Source organism: Pseudomonas sp. (genome assembly GCF_040514055.1).
Taxonomy (GTDB): Bacteria; Pseudomonadota; Gammaproteobacteria; order Pseudomonadales; family Pseudomonadaceae; genus Aquipseudomonas.
In genome coordinates, this window is sequence record NZ_JBEVDL010000083.1 from 120,101 (window position 1) to 136,012 (window position 15,912).

Consider the following 15,912-nt stretch of genomic DNA (forward strand, 5'->3'; position numbering starts at 1 on the left):
CGAACGGCTTACTTGACGCGCTGGCCGGGTTTGGCGCCGGCATCCGGGCTCAAAAGGTAGATCTCGTTGCCGCCTGGGCCGGCGGCCAGCACCATGCCCTCGGAGACGCCGAATTTCATCTTGCGTGCGGCCAGGTTGGCCACATACAGGGTCAGGCGACCTTCCAGCTGGCTGGGGTCCGGATAGGCCGCCTTGATGCCGGAAAAGACGTTGCGTTTGGCATCGCCGATATCCAGGGTCAGGCGCAGCAACTTGTCGGCGCCTTCGACGAATTCGCATTTTTCGATCAGCGCAATGCGCAGGTCGACGGCAGTAAAAGCATCAAAACCGATTTCGGCGGCCAGCGGATCTTTAGTCAGTTCGCCGTTGCCGGCGGGGGCGGCAGGCGCTTCGCTGCTGGCCAGGTCTTCTTTCGAAGCGTCGGTCATGGCGTCCACGGCTTTCGGGTCGATACGGGTCATCAGCGGCTGGAAGGCGTTGAGCTGATGATTGGCCAATAGGGTCTTGTGGTCGTCCCAGGTCAGCGGCGCCACGTTGAGGAAGGCTTCGGCGTCGGCGGCCAGGTTTGGCAGCACCGGCTTGAGCAGAATCACCAATTGGCGGAACAGGTTGATGCCCAGGGCGCAAATGGCCTGCACCTCGTCCTGCTTGCCGTCCTGCTTGGCCAGCGACCAGGGCGCCTTGTCGGCGATCCAGGCATTGGCGCGATCGGCCAAGCCCATGATCTCCCGCATGGCACGGGCGAAGTCGCGGGCCTCGTAGGCCTCGGCGATGCTCGGCGCGGCGGCCAGGAAGGCATCGGTCAGCTCCGGCGCGGCATTGCCGGCCACCAGGCGGCCGTCGTTGCCCTTGTGGATAAAACCGGCGCAGCGGCTGGCGATATTCACCACCTTGCCGACCAGGTCCGAGTTGACCTTCTGCACAAAGTCCTCGAGGTTCAGGTCCAGGTCGTCGACGCCGCGGCCGAGCTTGGCCGCGTAGTAATAGCGCAGGTACTCGGGCGACAGGTGATCCAGGTAGGTGCGCGCCTTGATAAAGGTGCCGCGGGACTTGGACATCTTCTGGCCATTGACCGTCAGGTAGCCGTGCACGTTGATCGCGGTGGGCTTGCGGTAGCCCGCGCCTTCGAGCATGGCCGGCCAAAACAGGGCATGAAAGTTGACGATGTCCTTGCCGATGAAATGGTACAGCTCGGTGCCGGAGTCCTTGGCCCAGAACGCGTCGAAGTCCAGCTCAGGGCGGCGGGCGCAGAGGTTCTTGAAACTGGCCATATAGCCGATCGGCGCGTCCAGCCAGACATAGAAGTACTTGCCTGGCTCGTCGGGGATCTCGAAGCCGAAGTAGGGCGCGTCGCGGGAAATATCCCACTGCTGCAGGCCGCTATCGAGCCATTCGGCGATCTTGTTCGCCACCGCGTCCTGCAGGCTGCCGCCGCGGGTCCACTGCTTGAGCATGGCCTCGAAGTCGGGCAGCTTGAAGAAGAAATGCTTGGAGTCTTTCAGCACCGGCACGGCGCCGGAAATGGCCGAGCGGGGATTCTTCAGCTCGGTGGGTGCGTAGGTGGCGCCGCATTTTTCGCAGTTGTCGCCGTACTGGTCTTCGGTAGCGCATTTAGGGCAGGTGCCCTTGATAAAACGGTCGGCCAGGAACATGCCTTTTTCCGGGTCGAAATACTGGGTCACCGAGCGCGTGGCGATATGCCCGGCGTCACGCAGGCGGGTGTAGATCAGGCTCGACAGCTCGCGGTTCTCGTCCGAGTGGGTCGAATGGAAATTGTCGAAATCCACCAGGAAACTGGCAAAATCGGCGCTGTGCTCGGCCTTGACGTTGTCGATCAGTTGCTCGGGGGTGATGCCTTCCTTTTCCGCGCGCAGCATGATCGCCGAGCCATGGGCGTCGTCCGCGCAGACGTAGATGCACTGGTTGCCGCGCAATTTCTGGAAGCGTACCCAGATATCGGTCTGGATATATTCCAGCATATGGCCCAAATGGATCGAGCCGTTGGCATAGGGCAGGGCGCTGGTGACGAGTATCTGGCGGGCTTCGGACATGGGATCGGCTGCGCTGGGAATACAAAGAAGGTCGGCAACTATATAGGGACGGCGGGTTTTTTTCACCCGCCGCGCGGGCCCAGCGCACGTCCGACTCCCGGCGAAGGTGCGTCTGGAGTAGCATGAGCGCCATTCTTTTCCCGCCTGCCAAGGATCCCTCCATGTCCACAGTGAGCCGTCAAACGGTGGAAGCCGTGTTGCGTCAATACACCGACCCGCACCTCAACCAGGACCCGGTCAGCGCCGGCTGCGTGCGCGAGATCGCCATCGACGGCGACCGCGTGCGGGTGCGCCTGGAACTGGGCTACGCCGCCGATCTGTTCAAGGCGGGCTGGGCGCAAATGCTCGGCATGGCCTTGGAGAACCTCGAAGGGGTGAAGAGCGCCACGGTGGAGATCCAGTCGGTGATCGCGCCGCACAAGGCCCAGACCCAGGTGCCAGCGCTGGCCAATGTGAAAAATGTGATCGCCGTGGCGTCCGGCAAGGGCGGCGTGGGCAAGTCCACCACGGCCGCCAACCTGGCCCTGGCCCTGGCCCGCGAGGGCGCCCGGGTCGGCATCCTCGATGCCGATATCTACGGCCCCAGCCAGGGCATCATGTTCGGTATCCCGGCTGGCACCCGGCCGCAGGTCAAGGATCAGAAATTTTTCCTGCCGATCCGCGCCCATGGCGTGGAAGTGATGTCCATGGCCTTCCTCACCGACGACAACACGCCGATGGTCTGGCGCGGGCCCATGGTGTCCGGTGCCTTGATCCAGCTGGTGACGCAAACCGCCTGGGGCGACCTGGACTACCTGATCGTCGACATGCCGCCGGGCACCGGCGATATCCAGCTGACCCTGGCGCAGAAGGTGCCGGTGGCGGGCGCGGTGATCGTCACCACGCCACAGGACCTGGCGTTGCTGGACGCGAAAAAAGGCGTGGAGATGTTCCGCAAGGTCAATATCCCGGTGCTGGGCGTGGTGGAAAACATGGCCGTGCATATTTGCTCCAATTGCGGCCATGCCGAGCACCTGTTCGGCGAAGGCGGTGGCGAGAAACTGGCCACTGAGTTCGGCGTCGAGCTGCTGGCCTCCATGCCGCTGTCGATGATGATTCGCCAGCAGGCCGATGGCGGTACCCCGACGGTGATGGCCGAGCCGGAGTGCCAGATCTCCATGGTCTACCAGGAGCTGGCGCGGTTGGTCGGTGCGCGCCTGGTGCTGCAGGAAGCAGCAGCCGTGGCCATGCCGAGCATCCAGGTGTCGGACGACTGATTCGCGCCACGCTGGGCTGTCGCTGAACGGCGCGCCGAGGCTATATCAGGCATAAAAACCCGCCCGAGGGCGAGGTTGTTCAGGCGTCGGGTGGATAACGGTGTGCTTATCCACCGGTCCGCGCGGTGGATGGGCAAGGCGTCATCCCCCCTAGGATGGCGCGCCATCGGACGGCGGTACCCCTTTGCATACCGCGCGGTGTTGCTGGACGCCCTCCTTGTCCACAACAAATTTCAGGCATAAAAAAACCCCGCCCAAGGGCGAGGTTTTTCAGCTCAGCAGAGCAGGGGGTATTTAAACCACCTGAACTTCTTCAGCTTGCATGCCTTTCTGGCCTTTAGCAGCCACGAAGGAAACAGTTTGGCCTTCTTTCAGGCTTTTGAAACCTTCGCTCTGGATAGCGCGGAAGTGCACGAACAGGTCTTCACCGGATTGTGGGGTGATGAAGCCGAAGCCTTTTTCATCGTTGAACCACTTAACGGTACCGGTTTGGCGATTAGACATGGGATTGCTCCTTGTACAAAGTTTGAGGACAGCTCAGGAAAAGCCCTGAACGAGACTGAGTGCAAAGAGTAAAGGGAGTCGCGGTGATAGTTGGATCTAGATCTAACTTCAATTTCGATTCTCGGTGACACAAGCAGCACAGTGGGGCCACCTTACTCGCTTTTTTTCGGCAGCGCGAGCCGCTGGCAAAATGTTCCTGAGTTTTTTCGACTGGCGGCGCCATCCATCGCGTCCGTCCGTGACCTTTGAACCCGGTGGCCGGCCCCGGTAAGATGCCAGCAGTTTTTCACCCCACGTTATTCAGGACCGCCGCCATGAGCATCAAATCGGATAAATGGATTCGCCGCATGGCCCAGGAGCACGGCATGATCGAGCCCTTCGTCGAGCGCCAGATGCGTGGCGAAGGTGCCGAGCGGCTGATTTCCTTCGGGGTGTCCAGCTACGGCTATGACGTGCGCTGTGCCGCCGAATTCAAGGTCTTCACCAATATCAACTCGGCTACCGTCGACCCGAAGAATTTCGATGAAAAGAGCTTCGTCGATGTCACCAGCGACGTCTGCATCATCCCGCCGAACTCCTTCGCCCTGGCGCGCACCGTCGAGTACTTCCGGATTCCCCGTAACGTCTTGACCATCTGCCTGGGCAAAAGCACCTACGCGCGCTGCGGCATTATTGTCAACGTGACGCCGCTGGAGCCGGAGTGGGAAGGCCACGTGACCCTCGAGTTTTCCAACACCACCACCTTGCCGGCGAAGATCTACGCCAACGAAGGGGTGGCGCAGATGCTGTTCCTCGAGTCGGACGAGGAGTGCGAGGTGTCGTACAAGGATCGCGGCGGCAAGTACCAGGGCCAGCGTGGCGTGACCCTGCCCAGGACCTGACTCTCCCGGATCGCTCTGCTGTGGTCCTTGCCGCGCGGGGCCGGTGCGCAGGGTGGGGTACTTGCAGGCCAGAAAAAATGGAATTGTCGCGCCGTACGCACACTCTATGACTTGAGTCCCGGCCCGCCGCGGGCCGCCCATCATGGAGCGTAGAGCGATGAACACCCCAGGCCTGATCGACCCTTGCAGCCCGCCGCGATTCGCCGCGATGTTGGCCATCCAGGCAGCGTCGGACGTGCATGACTCCTGGCCAGAAGAAACCGGTCGCTGGCTGGCCGGTGGTATCCCCGGCCAGCCCGGCCCCGATACGCCCGCCGAGCCCGGCCTGCCACCCGAACAACCGGCCGAGCCGGGCAGTCCCACCCTGCCGGACCAGCCGCCACCGGCGCCGGTGGTATAGGTTCGAGGCAGCCTGCGCAGTTGGCGCAGCTCCTTGGCACCAGCGGCGGGCTGTCGCTGGACAGCCCGCCTAGGCCGCCCTATGGCGCGCAAAAAAAATGCAAAAAAAAGGCGCCTAAATCAGAAGGCGCCTGGAGAATCAGTACGATGCACAGGTTCTGAGTGAGCCCTGGGGGGAAAGTTCAGGGATTCCGCGGAATTTGATATTTATTTGCCATTATCTCGCCTCGCCCTCGGCAATACGAACCGCCTGGCGCAGGCAGGCTCTAAGCTGGATCAGGTCCGGCGTCAGCTGGACCCTTTGCCTGGAGAACCGCCCGATGACGCAGTGGACCATTGCCTACACCAAGGACAACAACACCTCGACCCTGCACCTCCAGGCCGCGCAAAAGCCCAGCCTGGACCAAGCGGTGGCGTTGCTGCGGGCTCACGCCGAGCGTGAGTACGAACCCCTGGACGCGACGGCACAGGACAACGACCTGGAAGGGCCCGCGCAAGAACTGTTGCAGCGCTTCGGCATCACCATCACCGGGATTGCGCGGGAGGAGTGACGGGTCACTCGACGGCCCATACCTGATTGCCACCGACCACGAAGATCCGCTGTCCGGGCCGTTTTTCCAGGGTCATGGCCCCGGTGAAACTGCCGAAGGCGGGCAGCAGGCTGACCCGCTCGCCCAGGCAGAAGCAGGGCAGGCGCAGTTGCTGGCGGCCGCGGCCGGTCAGGCGATAGGCCGGGTGCACATGCCCGGCCAGCACGTGCTGGGTCGGGTGCTTCTCGGGTTCGTGTTGCAGGGCAAAGGGGCCGATTGCCCAGGGCTCTGCCCGTACGTGGATCCCCAGGGATTCTGGCGGATCGCCGGCGCGCCGGTCATGGTTGCCGCGAATCAGGGTGATCTCCAGGGCCGGGTGGCGCTCGCGCCAGGCGTTCAGGGTGTCCAGCAATGCTGTGGTGCGGCCTTTGGCGGCATGCAGGAAATCGCCGAGAAACACCAGCTGGCGGCTGGGATAACACTCGAGCAACCGGTCCAGGCGCTGCAAGTCGCGCGCGGTGGTGCCCTCGGGCACGGGCTGGCCAAGCAGGCGATAGGTCGCGGCTTTACCGAAGTGGATATCGGCGATCAGCAGCATCCCTTGCTGCGGCCACCAGATGGCCTTGTCGGGCAGCAGCCAGAGTTCGGTATCGGCGAGTTGAACAGCCAGATGGGTGGTCATCGCCTTAGATTAACCCGCCTGTGCGTACGGCTGATGGGCAGATCCCTCACGGTGCGGGGCGCTGCTTGGGCTTCGGTCGGCCATCCTTGCCTTGGCGCGGCGCGCGCGGCTTCGACCGCTGGGTCTGCTCGATGGCAAAGGGGCTGTCGTCCGCCGGCAGGTTGTTCGCAGGCCCGGCGGCCCGTTCCAGTTGCTCGACCATGCGGCGGATGCGGTCGGCGAGTTTTTCCGAGCTGAGGCTTTCGCGAAAGCGCTCCACCAGCAGCGGAAAGGCCAAGGGGGTCGCGCGTTTGATCAGGCACAGGTGCAGCTGCTGGCCCTGCATGCGCGCCAGGACCTGGTCCAGGCGCCCGATTTCCAGCTCCTGGCGCAGCACCTCCTGTTGGGCCTGAGTCAGCAGCAGGTTACTGGGGTCGTACTGGCGAAATACGTCGAAAAACAGCCCGCTGGACGCTTGCAGCTGGCGCGCGCTTTTGGCCGCGCCGGGGTAGCCGGAAAACACCAGGCCGGCGATCCGGGCGATCTCCCGGAAGCGCCGACGCGCCAGCTCGCCGGCGTTGAGGCTGGCCAGCACATCGGTCAGCAGGTCGTGGCGGTCGAACAGCGCGGGCGTCAGCAGCGCCGGAAAATCCAGCGCGGTGGCTGACAGCAGCTCCAGCCCGTAGTCGTTGACCGCAATGGAAAAGCTCAGCGGTTGCGCGCGGGCGAGGCGCCAGGCCAGCAGGCTGGCCAGCCCCAGGTGCACCGAGCGGCCGGCGAAAGGGTAGAGAAACAGGTGCCAGCCTTCGCGGGACTTGAGCACTTCGGCCAGCAGACGGGTCGGCGTGGGCAGCGCGGACCAGTGCTGTTGCACGTCCAGCAGCGGTTTGAGCAGGCGCATTTCCGCGCTGGCATAGTCGCCGCGCTCGGCAGCACCGAGTTGCGCCACCACGGCAGCGGCCAGTTCGCTGGACAGCGGCATGCGCCCGCCATTCCAGCGCGGCACGGCGGCTTTTCTGCCGCCGCTGCTGCGCCGGACATAGGCGGTCATGTCCTCCACCCGCACCAGCTCCAGCAGGCGGCCGGCGAACAGGAAATGGTCACCGGGCCGCAGGCGGGCGATAAAACCTTCTTCCACCGTGCCCAGCGAGCCGCCGCCTCCACCCTTGCTCCAGTACTTCACGGTAAGGCTGGCGTCGCTGACGATGGTGCCGATGCCCATGCGGTGACGGCGCGCCAGGCGGGCGTCGGGTACCCGCCAGACGCCCTCGGCGTCCGGCTCGGCGCGCCGGTAGTCGGGGTAGGCGGTCAGCGAATGGCCGCCATGGCGCACGAACGCCAGGGCCCAGTCCCATTCGGCGGCGGTCAGCTCGCGGTAGGCCCAGGCGCTTTGCACCTCGGCACGCAGGGCCTCGGCTTCGAAACCGCCGCCCAGGGCCATGCTGACCAGGTGCTGGACCAGCACATCCAGGGGCTTTTCCGGCGAGCGCCGGCCTTCCACCGCGCGCGCCGCCACGGCCACCTGCACCGCGGCGGCTTCGAGCAGCTCCAGGCTGTGGGTCGGCACCAGGGTGATGCGCGAATCGCGTCCCGGGGCGTGGCCGGAGCGGCCGGCCCGTTGCATCAGGCGCGCCACGCCTTTGGCCGAGCCAATCTGCAGCACCCGTTCGACCGGCAGGAAGTCCACCCCCAGGTCCAGGCTGGAGGTGCAGACCACCGCCTTTAAACGACCGTCTTTCAGACCCGCTTCGACCCAGTCGCGCACCTCGCGGGACAGCGAGCCGTGGTGCAGGGCGATCAAACCGGCCCAGTCCGGGCGGGCGCCCAGCAGCGCCTGGTACCAGATTTCTGCCTGGGCGCGGGTGTTGGTGAACACCAGGCTGTTGCTGCAGCCGTCGAGCTCGGCCACCACCTGGTCGAGCATGCGCAGGCCCAGGTGGCCGGCCCAGGGAAAACGCTCGAGGGTCGGCGGCAGCAAGGTGTCGACCCGCAAGGTCTTGCCCAGTTGGCCCTGCACCAGGCGACCGACTGGCATCAGCGCTTCCAGCGCATGGGGCTGGTTGCCCAGGGTGGCGGACAGGCCCCAGACCACCAGGTCGGGGCGCCACAGGCGCAGCCGGGCCAGCGCCAATTGCAGCTGCACGCCGCGTTTGTTGCCCAGCAGTTCGTGCCATTCGTCCACCACCAGCATGCGCAACGTGGCAAAGGTCGCCTGCGCATCGGCACGGGTCAGCAGCAGCGTCAGGCTTTCCGGGGTGGTGATCAGGGCGCTGGGCAGGCGTCGGCTCTGGCGGGCACGCTCGGCGCCACCGGTATCGCCGGTGCGCAGGCCGACGCTCCAGGGGATGTGCAGTGCATCCAAGGGTGCCTGCAGGGCCCGCGCGGTGTCGGCGGCCAGGGCGCGCATGGGGGTGATCCACAGCACCGTCAGCGGCGCAGGTACTGTTTTGCCTTTGCGCTGCGGCACGCGGGTCGACGCCGACTTGGCGAAGCGGTTAAGAGCCGCCAGCCACACCGCATAAGTCTTACCGGCGCCGGTGCTGGCGTGCAGCAGGCCCGACTCGCCGCGCTTGACCGCCTGCCAGACGCTGCGTTGAAAGGCGAACGGCGTCCAGCCCTGGAGGGCGAACCAGCGTCGCGCGGGGGACAGGAGTGGGTGTGGGGTGCCGCCGAGCGCCAGCGCCGAGGGCCTGTTACGGTCCTGGTTCGTGGCAGCCGACTCGGCGGCAGTACTTTGCTCGTCTCTCACAGCAGACCCTGCAAGGTGGCCAGGGTATCGGCCTCCTCGATCTGTTTGTCCTGGCGCCAGCGCAGCATGCGCGGAAAGCGCACGGCGACGCCGCTCTTGTGCCGCTTGGACAGGGCGATACCTTCGAAGCCCAGCTCGAACACCAGGCTGGGGGTGACGCTGCGCACCGGGCCGAATTTTTCCACCGTGGTCTTGCGGATGATCGCGTCGACCTGGCGCATCTGCTCGTCGGTCAGGCCCGAATAGGCCTTGGCGAAGGGCACCAGCTGGCGTTCGCCGGGCGCCGCCTCGTCCCACACGGCGAAGGTGTAGTCGCTGTAGAGGCTGGCGCGGCGGCCATGGCCACGCTGGGCGTAGATCAGCACGGCGTCGATGCTGAAGGGGTCGACCTTCCATTTCCACCACAGGCCCTGGTCCTTGGTGCGGCCGACCCCGTAAAGCGAGTCGCGGCGTTTCAACATCATGCCCTCGACCCCCAACTGCCGCGAGGCTTCGCGTTGGCCGGCCAGGTCGGCCCAGTCGGCGCCGTGGAGCAACGGCGAGAGGCGCAGGCGCGCAGTGGCCGCCTGCTGCGCCAACTGCTCCAGCTGGCCGCGCCGTTCGTGCTGCGGGCGGCTGCGCCAGTCCAGGCCCTGCCACTCCAGCAGGTCATAGGCCAGCAGCACCACCGGCATCTCGTCCAGCAGCTTGCGGCTGAGGGTCTTGCGGCCCAGGCGTTGCTGCAGCAAGGCAAAGGGCTGGATGCCGAAGGCTGCCGGTAGGGTCTGGGCCGGGGGCATGGCCAATGGCAGCGGGTCGGGGTTGACCGCCTCGGGTTCCCTCCACACCACCAGCTCGCCATCGATCACCGTGCCGTCGGGCAGCCGCTGCAGCAGTTCCTGCAGTTCGGGAAAGCCCTCGGTGACCAGCTCCTCGCCGCGGGACCAGAGCCATAGGCGGCCGTCGCGCTTGACCAGTTGCGCGCGGATGCCGTCCCATTTCCATTCGATCAGCCAGTCCTGCGGCGGGCCCAGCACGGCCTCGAACTGCTCCGGTCGCTGCTGCAGGGAGTGGGCGAGAAAAAACGGGTAAGGCTGGCCGCCGCGTTGGGCGTGTTCGTCCTCCGATTCTGCGGCGATCAGGGCGCGGTAGCGCTCCGGGCTGGGCCGGTGCGCCAGGTCGGTGTAGCCCACCAGGCGTTGGGCCACGCGCTTGGCATCGATCCCGGCCAGGCTGGCCAGGGCGCGGGTCACCAGCAGCTTGGAGACGCCGACCCGAAAGGCGCCGGTGATCAGCTTGAGGCTGACCATCAGGCTGACGCGGTCCAGCTGCGCCCACAGCGGCGGCAATCGCTCGGCCAGGGCTTCCGGGGGCAGGCCGCGCAGCGGCAGCAGCTGGTCCTCCAGCCAGTAAGCCAGGCCGCGATCGGAGCCCTGGGGCGACTCGGGCAGCAGCAAGGCGATGGTTTCCGCCAGGTCGCCGACCGCCTGGTAACTCTCTTCGAACAGCCACTCGGGCAGGCCCGCGACTTGCCCGGCGAGGGTGCGCAGCACCCGGGTCGGCACCAGCTGGCGCGGCCGACCGCCCGCCAAAAAATACACCGCCCAGGCGGCATCGGCGGCGTCGGCAGTGGCGAAATAATCCTGCAAGGCTTGCAGCTTGGCGTTGCTGGAGGTGGTGGCGTCGAGGCGCGCGTAGAGTTCGGCGAAGGCTTTTATGACGTCGGCTCCACGGCGTGGGCTTGGGTTTTTTCGGCGCTGGCGTCGTCATCCTCGTCGCCGTATTCGGTCTGGAAGCCCTGGGCGTCCAGGCCGTTCTCGCGCAGGTGACGGACCAGCACATTGACCTGGCCGTGGGTCACCATCACCCGCTCGGCGCCGGTCTGCTCGATGGCCCACAGCAGGCCCGGCCAGTCGGCGTGATCGGACAAGACAAAACCACGGTCCACGCCGCGCCGACGGCGGGTGCCGCGTAGCAACATCCAGCCGCTGGCGAAGGCGTCGCTGTAGTCGCCGAAGCGGCGCATCCAGCTGCTGCCACCGGCGGAGGGCGGCGCGATGACCAGGGCCTGGCGCAGGCGCGGATCGTTCTTTTGCAGCTCGCCGACGTAGGTGGTGTCCGGCAGGTGGATGCCGCCCTCGCGGTAGACCCGGTTCAACGGCTCGACCGCACCGTGGGCGAGGATCGGCCCGATGCTGGCGTCGATGCCATGCAGGATGCGCTGGGCCTTGCCGAAGGCGTAGGCGAACAGCACGCTGGCGCGCCCGGCAGCCGCGTTGGCGCGCCACCACTGATCGATGTCGGCGAACACCCGGGCCTGGGCCGGCCAGCGGTAGATCGGCAGGCCGAAGGTCGATTCGGTGATAAAGGTGTGGCAGCGCACGGGCTCGAAGGGCGCGCAGGTGCCGTCCGGTTCGACCTTGTAATCGCCGGACGCGACCCAGACCTCGCCGCGGTACTCCAGGCGCACCTGGGCCGAGCCCAGCACATGGCCGGCGGGGTGGAAACTCAGGGTAACGCCGTGGTGATCGAGGCGTTCACCGTAGGCCAGGGTCTGCAGGCGCAGCTCGGCGCCCAGGCGCGCGCGCAGGATGCCGGCGCCGGGCGTGGCGGCCAGGTAGTGGCCGTTGCCGGTGCGCGCATGGTCGCCATGGGCATGGGTGATTACGGCGCGCTCGACCGGGCGCCAGGGGTCGATGTAAAAATCGCCGGGCGGGCAATACAGGCCTTCGGGCCGGGCAATGACCAGATCCATGACAACGCCTGAACGGGGAGGGTAAAGCTAGGAGCCCCGCAAGCCCGATTAGGTTCGGCCGGTTTGCCCGACCGAATCCGTTTCGTGTCCGATCAGGGGGTCAGGGGCAGTTCGCGTTTATGCCGGGTGTTGTCGTAGGCGCGGCTGATCAGCTGGTAGGCGCGCTCGCTGACGGCCTGGCCGTGGAGGAAGGCGTCGATCTCGACGTAGGTCACGCCATAGGCGTCTTCGTCGGGCTTGCCCGGGGTCAGTTCTTCCAGGTCCGCGGTGGGCACCTTGAACACCAGGGCGTGGGGTGCGCCGAGGTCTTCGGCGATCGCCCGGACCTGGTGTTTCACCAGGCCGCTGAGGGGTGCCAGGTCGCAGGCGCCGTCGCCGAACTTGGTGAAAAAGCCCATCACCGCTTCGGCGGCGTGGTCGGTGCCGATCACCAGGCCGTTGTGGGCATTGGCGATGGCGTACTGGGCGACCATGCGCATGCGCGCCTTGATATTGCCCATGACAAAATCGTTGCGCGCCGGCTCCAGCAGGCCCAGGGCGCGGGTCTGGCCGGCGAGGCCGCGTACCGCGTCGGCGATGTTCACGGTGTGCACATCGTCGGCCTCGATAAAGTTCAGCGAGGCCTGGGCATCGGCCTCGTCCTGCTGCTGGTGATAGGGCAGGCGCACGGCGATAAAACGGTAGGCCGGGTCGCCGGTCTGCTGGCGCAGTTCCTCCACCGCCAGTTGCGCCAGGCGCCCGGCTGTCAGCGAGTCGACGCCACCGCTGATGCCCAGCACCAGGGTCTTGAGGCCCGCGTGGCGCAGGCAGTCCTGGATAAAGGCCTTGCGCCGGGCGACCTCGGCGCGCAGGGCGGCCAGATCGGCGAAGGGCGGCACGACCTTGAGGTCGGCGGCGATGCTGGCTTGCAAGCTGTCCATACTCGGCTCCTTATCCCGCTTGATTGACGCGGAAAACATGTCGCAGATAGGCGACGAAATTGTCGTCATGGCATTGGGTCTTGCCCGGTGCGTCGGAAATCTTCGCCACCGGCTGACCGTTGCAGGCGGTCATTTTAATCACGATGCTCATCGGCTCGACACCTGGAATGTCGCAGGTCAGGTTGGTGCCGATGCCGAAACTGACATTGATCCGCTGATGCAGGGCGCGGTAGATCTTCAGCGCCCCGGGCAGGGTCAGGCCGTCGGAGAACACCAGGGTCTTGCTCTGGGGGTCGATGCCGAGGGCCTGGTAGTGGGCGATGGCCTTCTCGGCCCAGACCAACGGGTCGCCGGAGTCGTGGCGCAGGCCGTCGAACAGCTTGGCGAAGTACAGGTCGAAATCGCCGAGAAAGGCATCCATGGTGATGCAGTCGGTCAGGGCGATGCCCAATAGGCCGCGGTACTCGCGGACCCAGCAGTCCAGCGCGGCGCTCTGGCTGTCGATCAAGCGCGGGCCCAGTTGCTGGTGCGCCATCAGCCATTCGTGGGCCATGGTGCCGATGGGCTTGAGGTCGTATTCGCGGGCCAGGTGCACGTTGCTGGTGCCGACGAAGCGGCCGGGGAAGTCGCGCTTGAGGATATGCACCATCTCCTCGTGGACCCGGTAGGAAAAGCGCCGGCGGGTGCCGAAATCGGCCAGTTGGAAGCCGGCCAGCTCGTCGACGCTGGCCTCGCCCTTGAGCCAGTCGAGTTTGCCGTACAGCCGCTCGCTGGCCTGCTCCAGCAGCACCTCGCGGTAGCGGTAGCGATTGCGCACCTCGCTGACGATGGCCAGCAACGGCACCTCGAAGAGGATCACGTGCAGCCAGGGACCGCGTACCCGAATGCACAGCTGGCCGCCGTCGATGCTGCTCTGCACATAGCGCAGGTTGAAGCGGAACAGGCTGAGGAAGCGGATGAAGTCGGGCTTGAGGAAGGGGATGCGCTGCAGAAACGCCAACTGGTCGGCGGTCACCTCGATCTCTGCCAGGCGCTCGATTTGATGGCGGATCTCGGCCAGGTAGGGGCGCAGGTCCTCGCCATTGCGGCAGCGAAACTCGAATTCGACCTCGGTATTGGGGTAGTTGTGCAGCACCGCCTGCATCATGCTCAATTTGTAGAAGTCGGTGTCCAGCAGGTTCTGCACACTGCGCTCGGCAAACACGCTTTCACCCATGCTCAATTCTCCAAGGCCGCGGCGAGCGCGGTATCCAGTACGTCGAGGTTTGCGCAGAGCACGATGCCGGCTTCACGCATGTCATTGCAGGCCGCATCCGCCGTGTCCACGGCGATGGCGCGACAGGCCGGCAGCAGAACATACACGGCAAAGCCGGCGCGGCGCAGTTGCAAGGCGGTGGTCTTCACGCAGTAGTCCAGCGCCAGGCCGCCGACCAGTACGTGGCCGACCCCGGCCTGGCGCAGGAACTCTATCACTCCGCTGCTGCGCCGTTCGGCCAGGTCGTGGTAACAGGCGCCGAAGGGGTGCAGGTCCGGCTCGACACCTTTCCATACGAAGAAGTCATAGTCGATGGGCGCGGGCAGCCCGTCCAGCAATTCGAAGCCGCGGGTGCCCGGCACGCAGTGGCTGACCCAGGTCAGGTTGGCATTGGCCAGCGGCAGGGGCGCGAGCATCTCGCTGTGCCGCTCGACCACCCAGTCTGCCTGTGGACTATGGGCATCCTTGCTACCGACCCGCAGCTGGGCGCGGCGTGCCAGTTGGTCGAGGGCCGGCACTATCTGCTCGCCGCCGGCCACCGGCAATTCATCCGGGCAGAGTGGGGTAAAGCCTTTTTGCGCATCCACATCGAAACTGGCGATTTTCATCGGAGTATCCTCCTGGCGGGTCTTGGCTATATATTCCATCTGATGAAATATATAGTCAACCGGCTTTTCAAGGATCATGGGAAAAGATGAGAATTAGTCGGCATGCTGGAATATAGGGAGGGTCGCCGAGCGGGTGGCCCCGGACAGGAGGTGCGATGAGTTCCGCCGAAGTGCTGGCCAGCGTCGATATCGTCGCGCTGCGCCTGGATTGCGAGGCCCAACTGGAGTTGCTGGTGCTGCGTCGGCCGCGGGCGCCGTTCGCCGGGCAATGGGCCTTGCCCGGGGTATTGGTCAACGGCCGTAGCGCCGATGTCAGTCTGGAGGCGGCCGCAGCGCGCGCCTTGGCCAGTAAGGCGCGCCTGCAACCGGCCTACCTGGAGCAGGTCGCCACCCTGGGCAATGCCGTGCGTGATCCCCGGGGCTGGTCGTTGAGCACCTTCTACCTCGCGTTGGTGCCGCCCCAGGCCCAGGTCGAGGGCGAGGACCTGCGGTTTGTGCCGCTGGCCGAAGTGCTGCAGGGGCGTCTGCCCTTGCCCTTCGACCATCTCCACCTGGTGCGCCAGGCCGGCGAGCGCCTGGCCAGCAAGGCGGTCTACAGCGGGGTGCCGCTGTACCTGCTTGAGGAGCACTTCACCGTGACCGAGGCCTTGGCCGCCTTCCAGGCCTGCATCGGTCAGCCCGTGCAGCACACCACCTTGCGTGGGCGGCTGGAGCGGATGAAAAGCGAAGGCTGGATCCTCGATACCGGCGAGAAAAACCAGCCCCGGCGCGGCCGCCCGCAGACGGTATGGCGTCATACCCCCCGGCAGTCCCAGGGCGTTTTCACCTTCGATCGCAGTGTGCTGATCTAGGCGTTGTAAGCGGTTTCCTGACCAAATTTACAGTTGCGGGGCTGGTGGGGCAGGGCGCGATTTGCAATGCTCCAGCGCATTGGAAGTGCGGGTCCGGCCTGCCGGATCGCCCGCCACACAAACCGCCCTCGAGCGGTTAACGGGAAGTTGCTGTGCCCTACAGGATGTGAGCTCAGGATGTTTACACCAGCATTTAGACGCAGCCTAACCCGTCCCTTCAGCCCCTCCCTGGCGTGCCTTCACGGGCTAGCGGTTGGCCGGTGCCCGAACAGCCAGGGCTTGGCGCTGACCATCGCCGGCTTCACTCCCGGCCCCATTCCCCTGTTCGACCCGCCTGGGCCTGGCTGGCCTCGGGGCAATGCCTTGCGGACGCTCGTCTAGCCTCGCTCCGCGCGCCTCACGCCTGATTCCACCGTTGTTATCGAAGCGCCCTGATGCAGGGCCGCTCCCGGTCCGTCTGTTGGCGGGACGGCCGGGTGCGGCTCGCGTTTGTCATCGGGTGCGGCCTTGTTA

General features: G+C 65.7%; 14 protein-coding genes. 5 read left to right on the plus strand and 9 right to left on the minus strand.

Annotated elements, in window-relative coordinates; genetic code table 11:
- Nucleotides 1-8: 8 nt before the first annotated feature.
- Nucleotides 9-2,051 carry a methionine--tRNA ligase gene (metG, locus tag ABWY06_RS22990; protein WP_353927911.1) on the minus strand — a complete coding sequence of 681 codons (2,043 nt, stop codon included), beginning with the start codon at nucleotides 2,049-2,051 and terminating at the stop codon, nucleotides 9-11.
- A gap of 161 nt (nucleotides 2,052-2,212) precedes the next feature.
- On the opposite strand from metG, the gene apbC reads away from it, so the two are divergent.
- On the plus strand, nucleotides 2,213-3,307 hold the full coding sequence (gene apbC, locus ABWY06_RS22995) for an iron-sulfur cluster carrier protein ApbC (RefSeq protein WP_353927912.1): 1,095 nt from the start codon (nucleotides 2,213-2,215) through the stop codon (nucleotides 3,305-3,307).
- Between the two features lie 294 nt (nucleotides 3,308-3,601).
- Here the strand turns inward: apbC and ABWY06_RS23000 are convergent, their stop codons facing one another.
- The gene (locus ABWY06_RS23000; RefSeq protein ID WP_353927913.1) at nucleotides 3,602-3,811 is read right to left on the minus strand and encodes a cold-shock protein; all 210 of its coding nucleotides are present in this window, start codon (nucleotides 3,809-3,811) and stop codon (nucleotides 3,602-3,604) included.
- A 314-nt stretch (nucleotides 3,812-4,125) separates the two neighbouring features.
- On the opposite strand from ABWY06_RS23000, the gene dcd reads away from it, so the two are divergent.
- From dcd to ABWY06_RS23015, 3 genes are all read left to right on the plus strand, one after another.
- Nucleotides 4,126-4,692 carry a dCTP deaminase gene (gene dcd / locus ABWY06_RS23005; protein WP_353927914.1) on the plus strand — a complete coding sequence of 189 codons (567 nt, stop codon included), beginning with the start codon at nucleotides 4,126-4,128 and terminating at the stop codon, nucleotides 4,690-4,692.
- A 157-nt stretch (nucleotides 4,693-4,849) separates the two neighbouring features.
- The gene (locus ABWY06_RS23010) at nucleotides 4,850-5,092 is read left to right on the plus strand and encodes a hypothetical protein (protein ID WP_353927965.1); all 243 of its coding nucleotides are present in this window, start codon (nucleotides 4,850-4,852) and stop codon (nucleotides 5,090-5,092) included.
- Between the two features lie 319 nt (nucleotides 5,093-5,411).
- Entirely contained in the window at nucleotides 5,412-5,642 is a 231-nt protein-coding gene (locus ABWY06_RS23015; RefSeq protein ID WP_353927915.1) for a hypothetical protein, read from the plus strand.
- A gap of 4 nt (nucleotides 5,643-5,646) precedes the next feature.
- On the opposite strand, the gene pdeM is transcribed toward ABWY06_RS23015, so the two are convergent.
- The 7 genes from pdeM to ABWY06_RS23050 form a co-directional block, all read right to left on the minus strand.
- Nucleotides 5,647-6,303 carry a ligase-associated DNA damage response endonuclease PdeM gene (pdeM, locus tag ABWY06_RS23020; RefSeq protein WP_353927916.1) on the minus strand — a complete coding sequence of 219 codons (657 nt, stop codon included), beginning with the start codon at nucleotides 6,301-6,303 and terminating at the stop codon, nucleotides 5,647-5,649.
- 46 nt (nucleotides 6,304-6,349) lie between these two features.
- A complete protein-coding gene (locus tag ABWY06_RS23025; RefSeq protein WP_353927963.1) occupies nucleotides 6,350-8,932 on the minus strand; it encodes a ligase-associated DNA damage response DEXH box helicase in 2,583 nt (860 codons plus the stop codon).
- A 95-nt stretch (nucleotides 8,933-9,027) separates the two neighbouring features.
- Nucleotides 9,028-10,728 carry an ATP-dependent DNA ligase gene (locus ABWY06_RS23030; RefSeq protein WP_353927964.1) on the minus strand — a complete coding sequence of 567 codons (1,701 nt, stop codon included), beginning with the start codon at nucleotides 10,726-10,728 and terminating at the stop codon, nucleotides 9,028-9,030.
- A complete protein-coding gene (locus ABWY06_RS23035; protein WP_353927917.1) occupies nucleotides 10,725-11,765 on the minus strand; it encodes a ligase-associated DNA damage response exonuclease in 1,041 nt (346 codons plus the stop codon). The genes ABWY06_RS23030 and ABWY06_RS23035 overlap by 4 nt, the downstream gene beginning before the upstream one ends.
- Nucleotides 11,766-11,857: 92 nt before the next feature.
- Nucleotides 11,858-12,685: an NAD(+) synthase gene (gene nadE / locus ABWY06_RS23040; protein WP_353927918.1), complete on the minus strand. Its 828-nt coding sequence runs from the start codon at nucleotides 12,683-12,685 to the stop codon at nucleotides 11,858-11,860.
- Nucleotides 12,686-12,695: 10 nt separating this feature from the next.
- Entirely contained in the window at nucleotides 12,696-13,901 is a 1,206-nt protein-coding gene (pncB, locus tag ABWY06_RS23045) for a nicotinate phosphoribosyltransferase (protein WP_353927919.1), read from the minus strand.
- Nucleotides 13,902-13,903: 2 nt separating this feature from the next.
- The gene (locus ABWY06_RS23050) at nucleotides 13,904-14,587 is read right to left on the minus strand and encodes a nicotinamidase (protein ID WP_353927920.1); all 684 of its coding nucleotides are present in this window, start codon (nucleotides 14,585-14,587) and stop codon (nucleotides 13,904-13,906) included.
- A 116-nt stretch (nucleotides 14,588-14,703) separates the two neighbouring features.
- Here ABWY06_RS23050 and ABWY06_RS23055 point away from each other — a divergent pair, with 116 nt between their 5' ends.
- Complete coding sequence (locus tag ABWY06_RS23055; RefSeq protein ID WP_353927921.1) at nucleotides 14,704-15,399, plus strand: NUDIX domain-containing protein; 696 nt, start codon at nucleotides 14,704-14,706, stop codon at nucleotides 15,397-15,399.
- The last annotated feature ends 513 nt before the right edge of the window (nucleotides 15,400-15,912 follow it).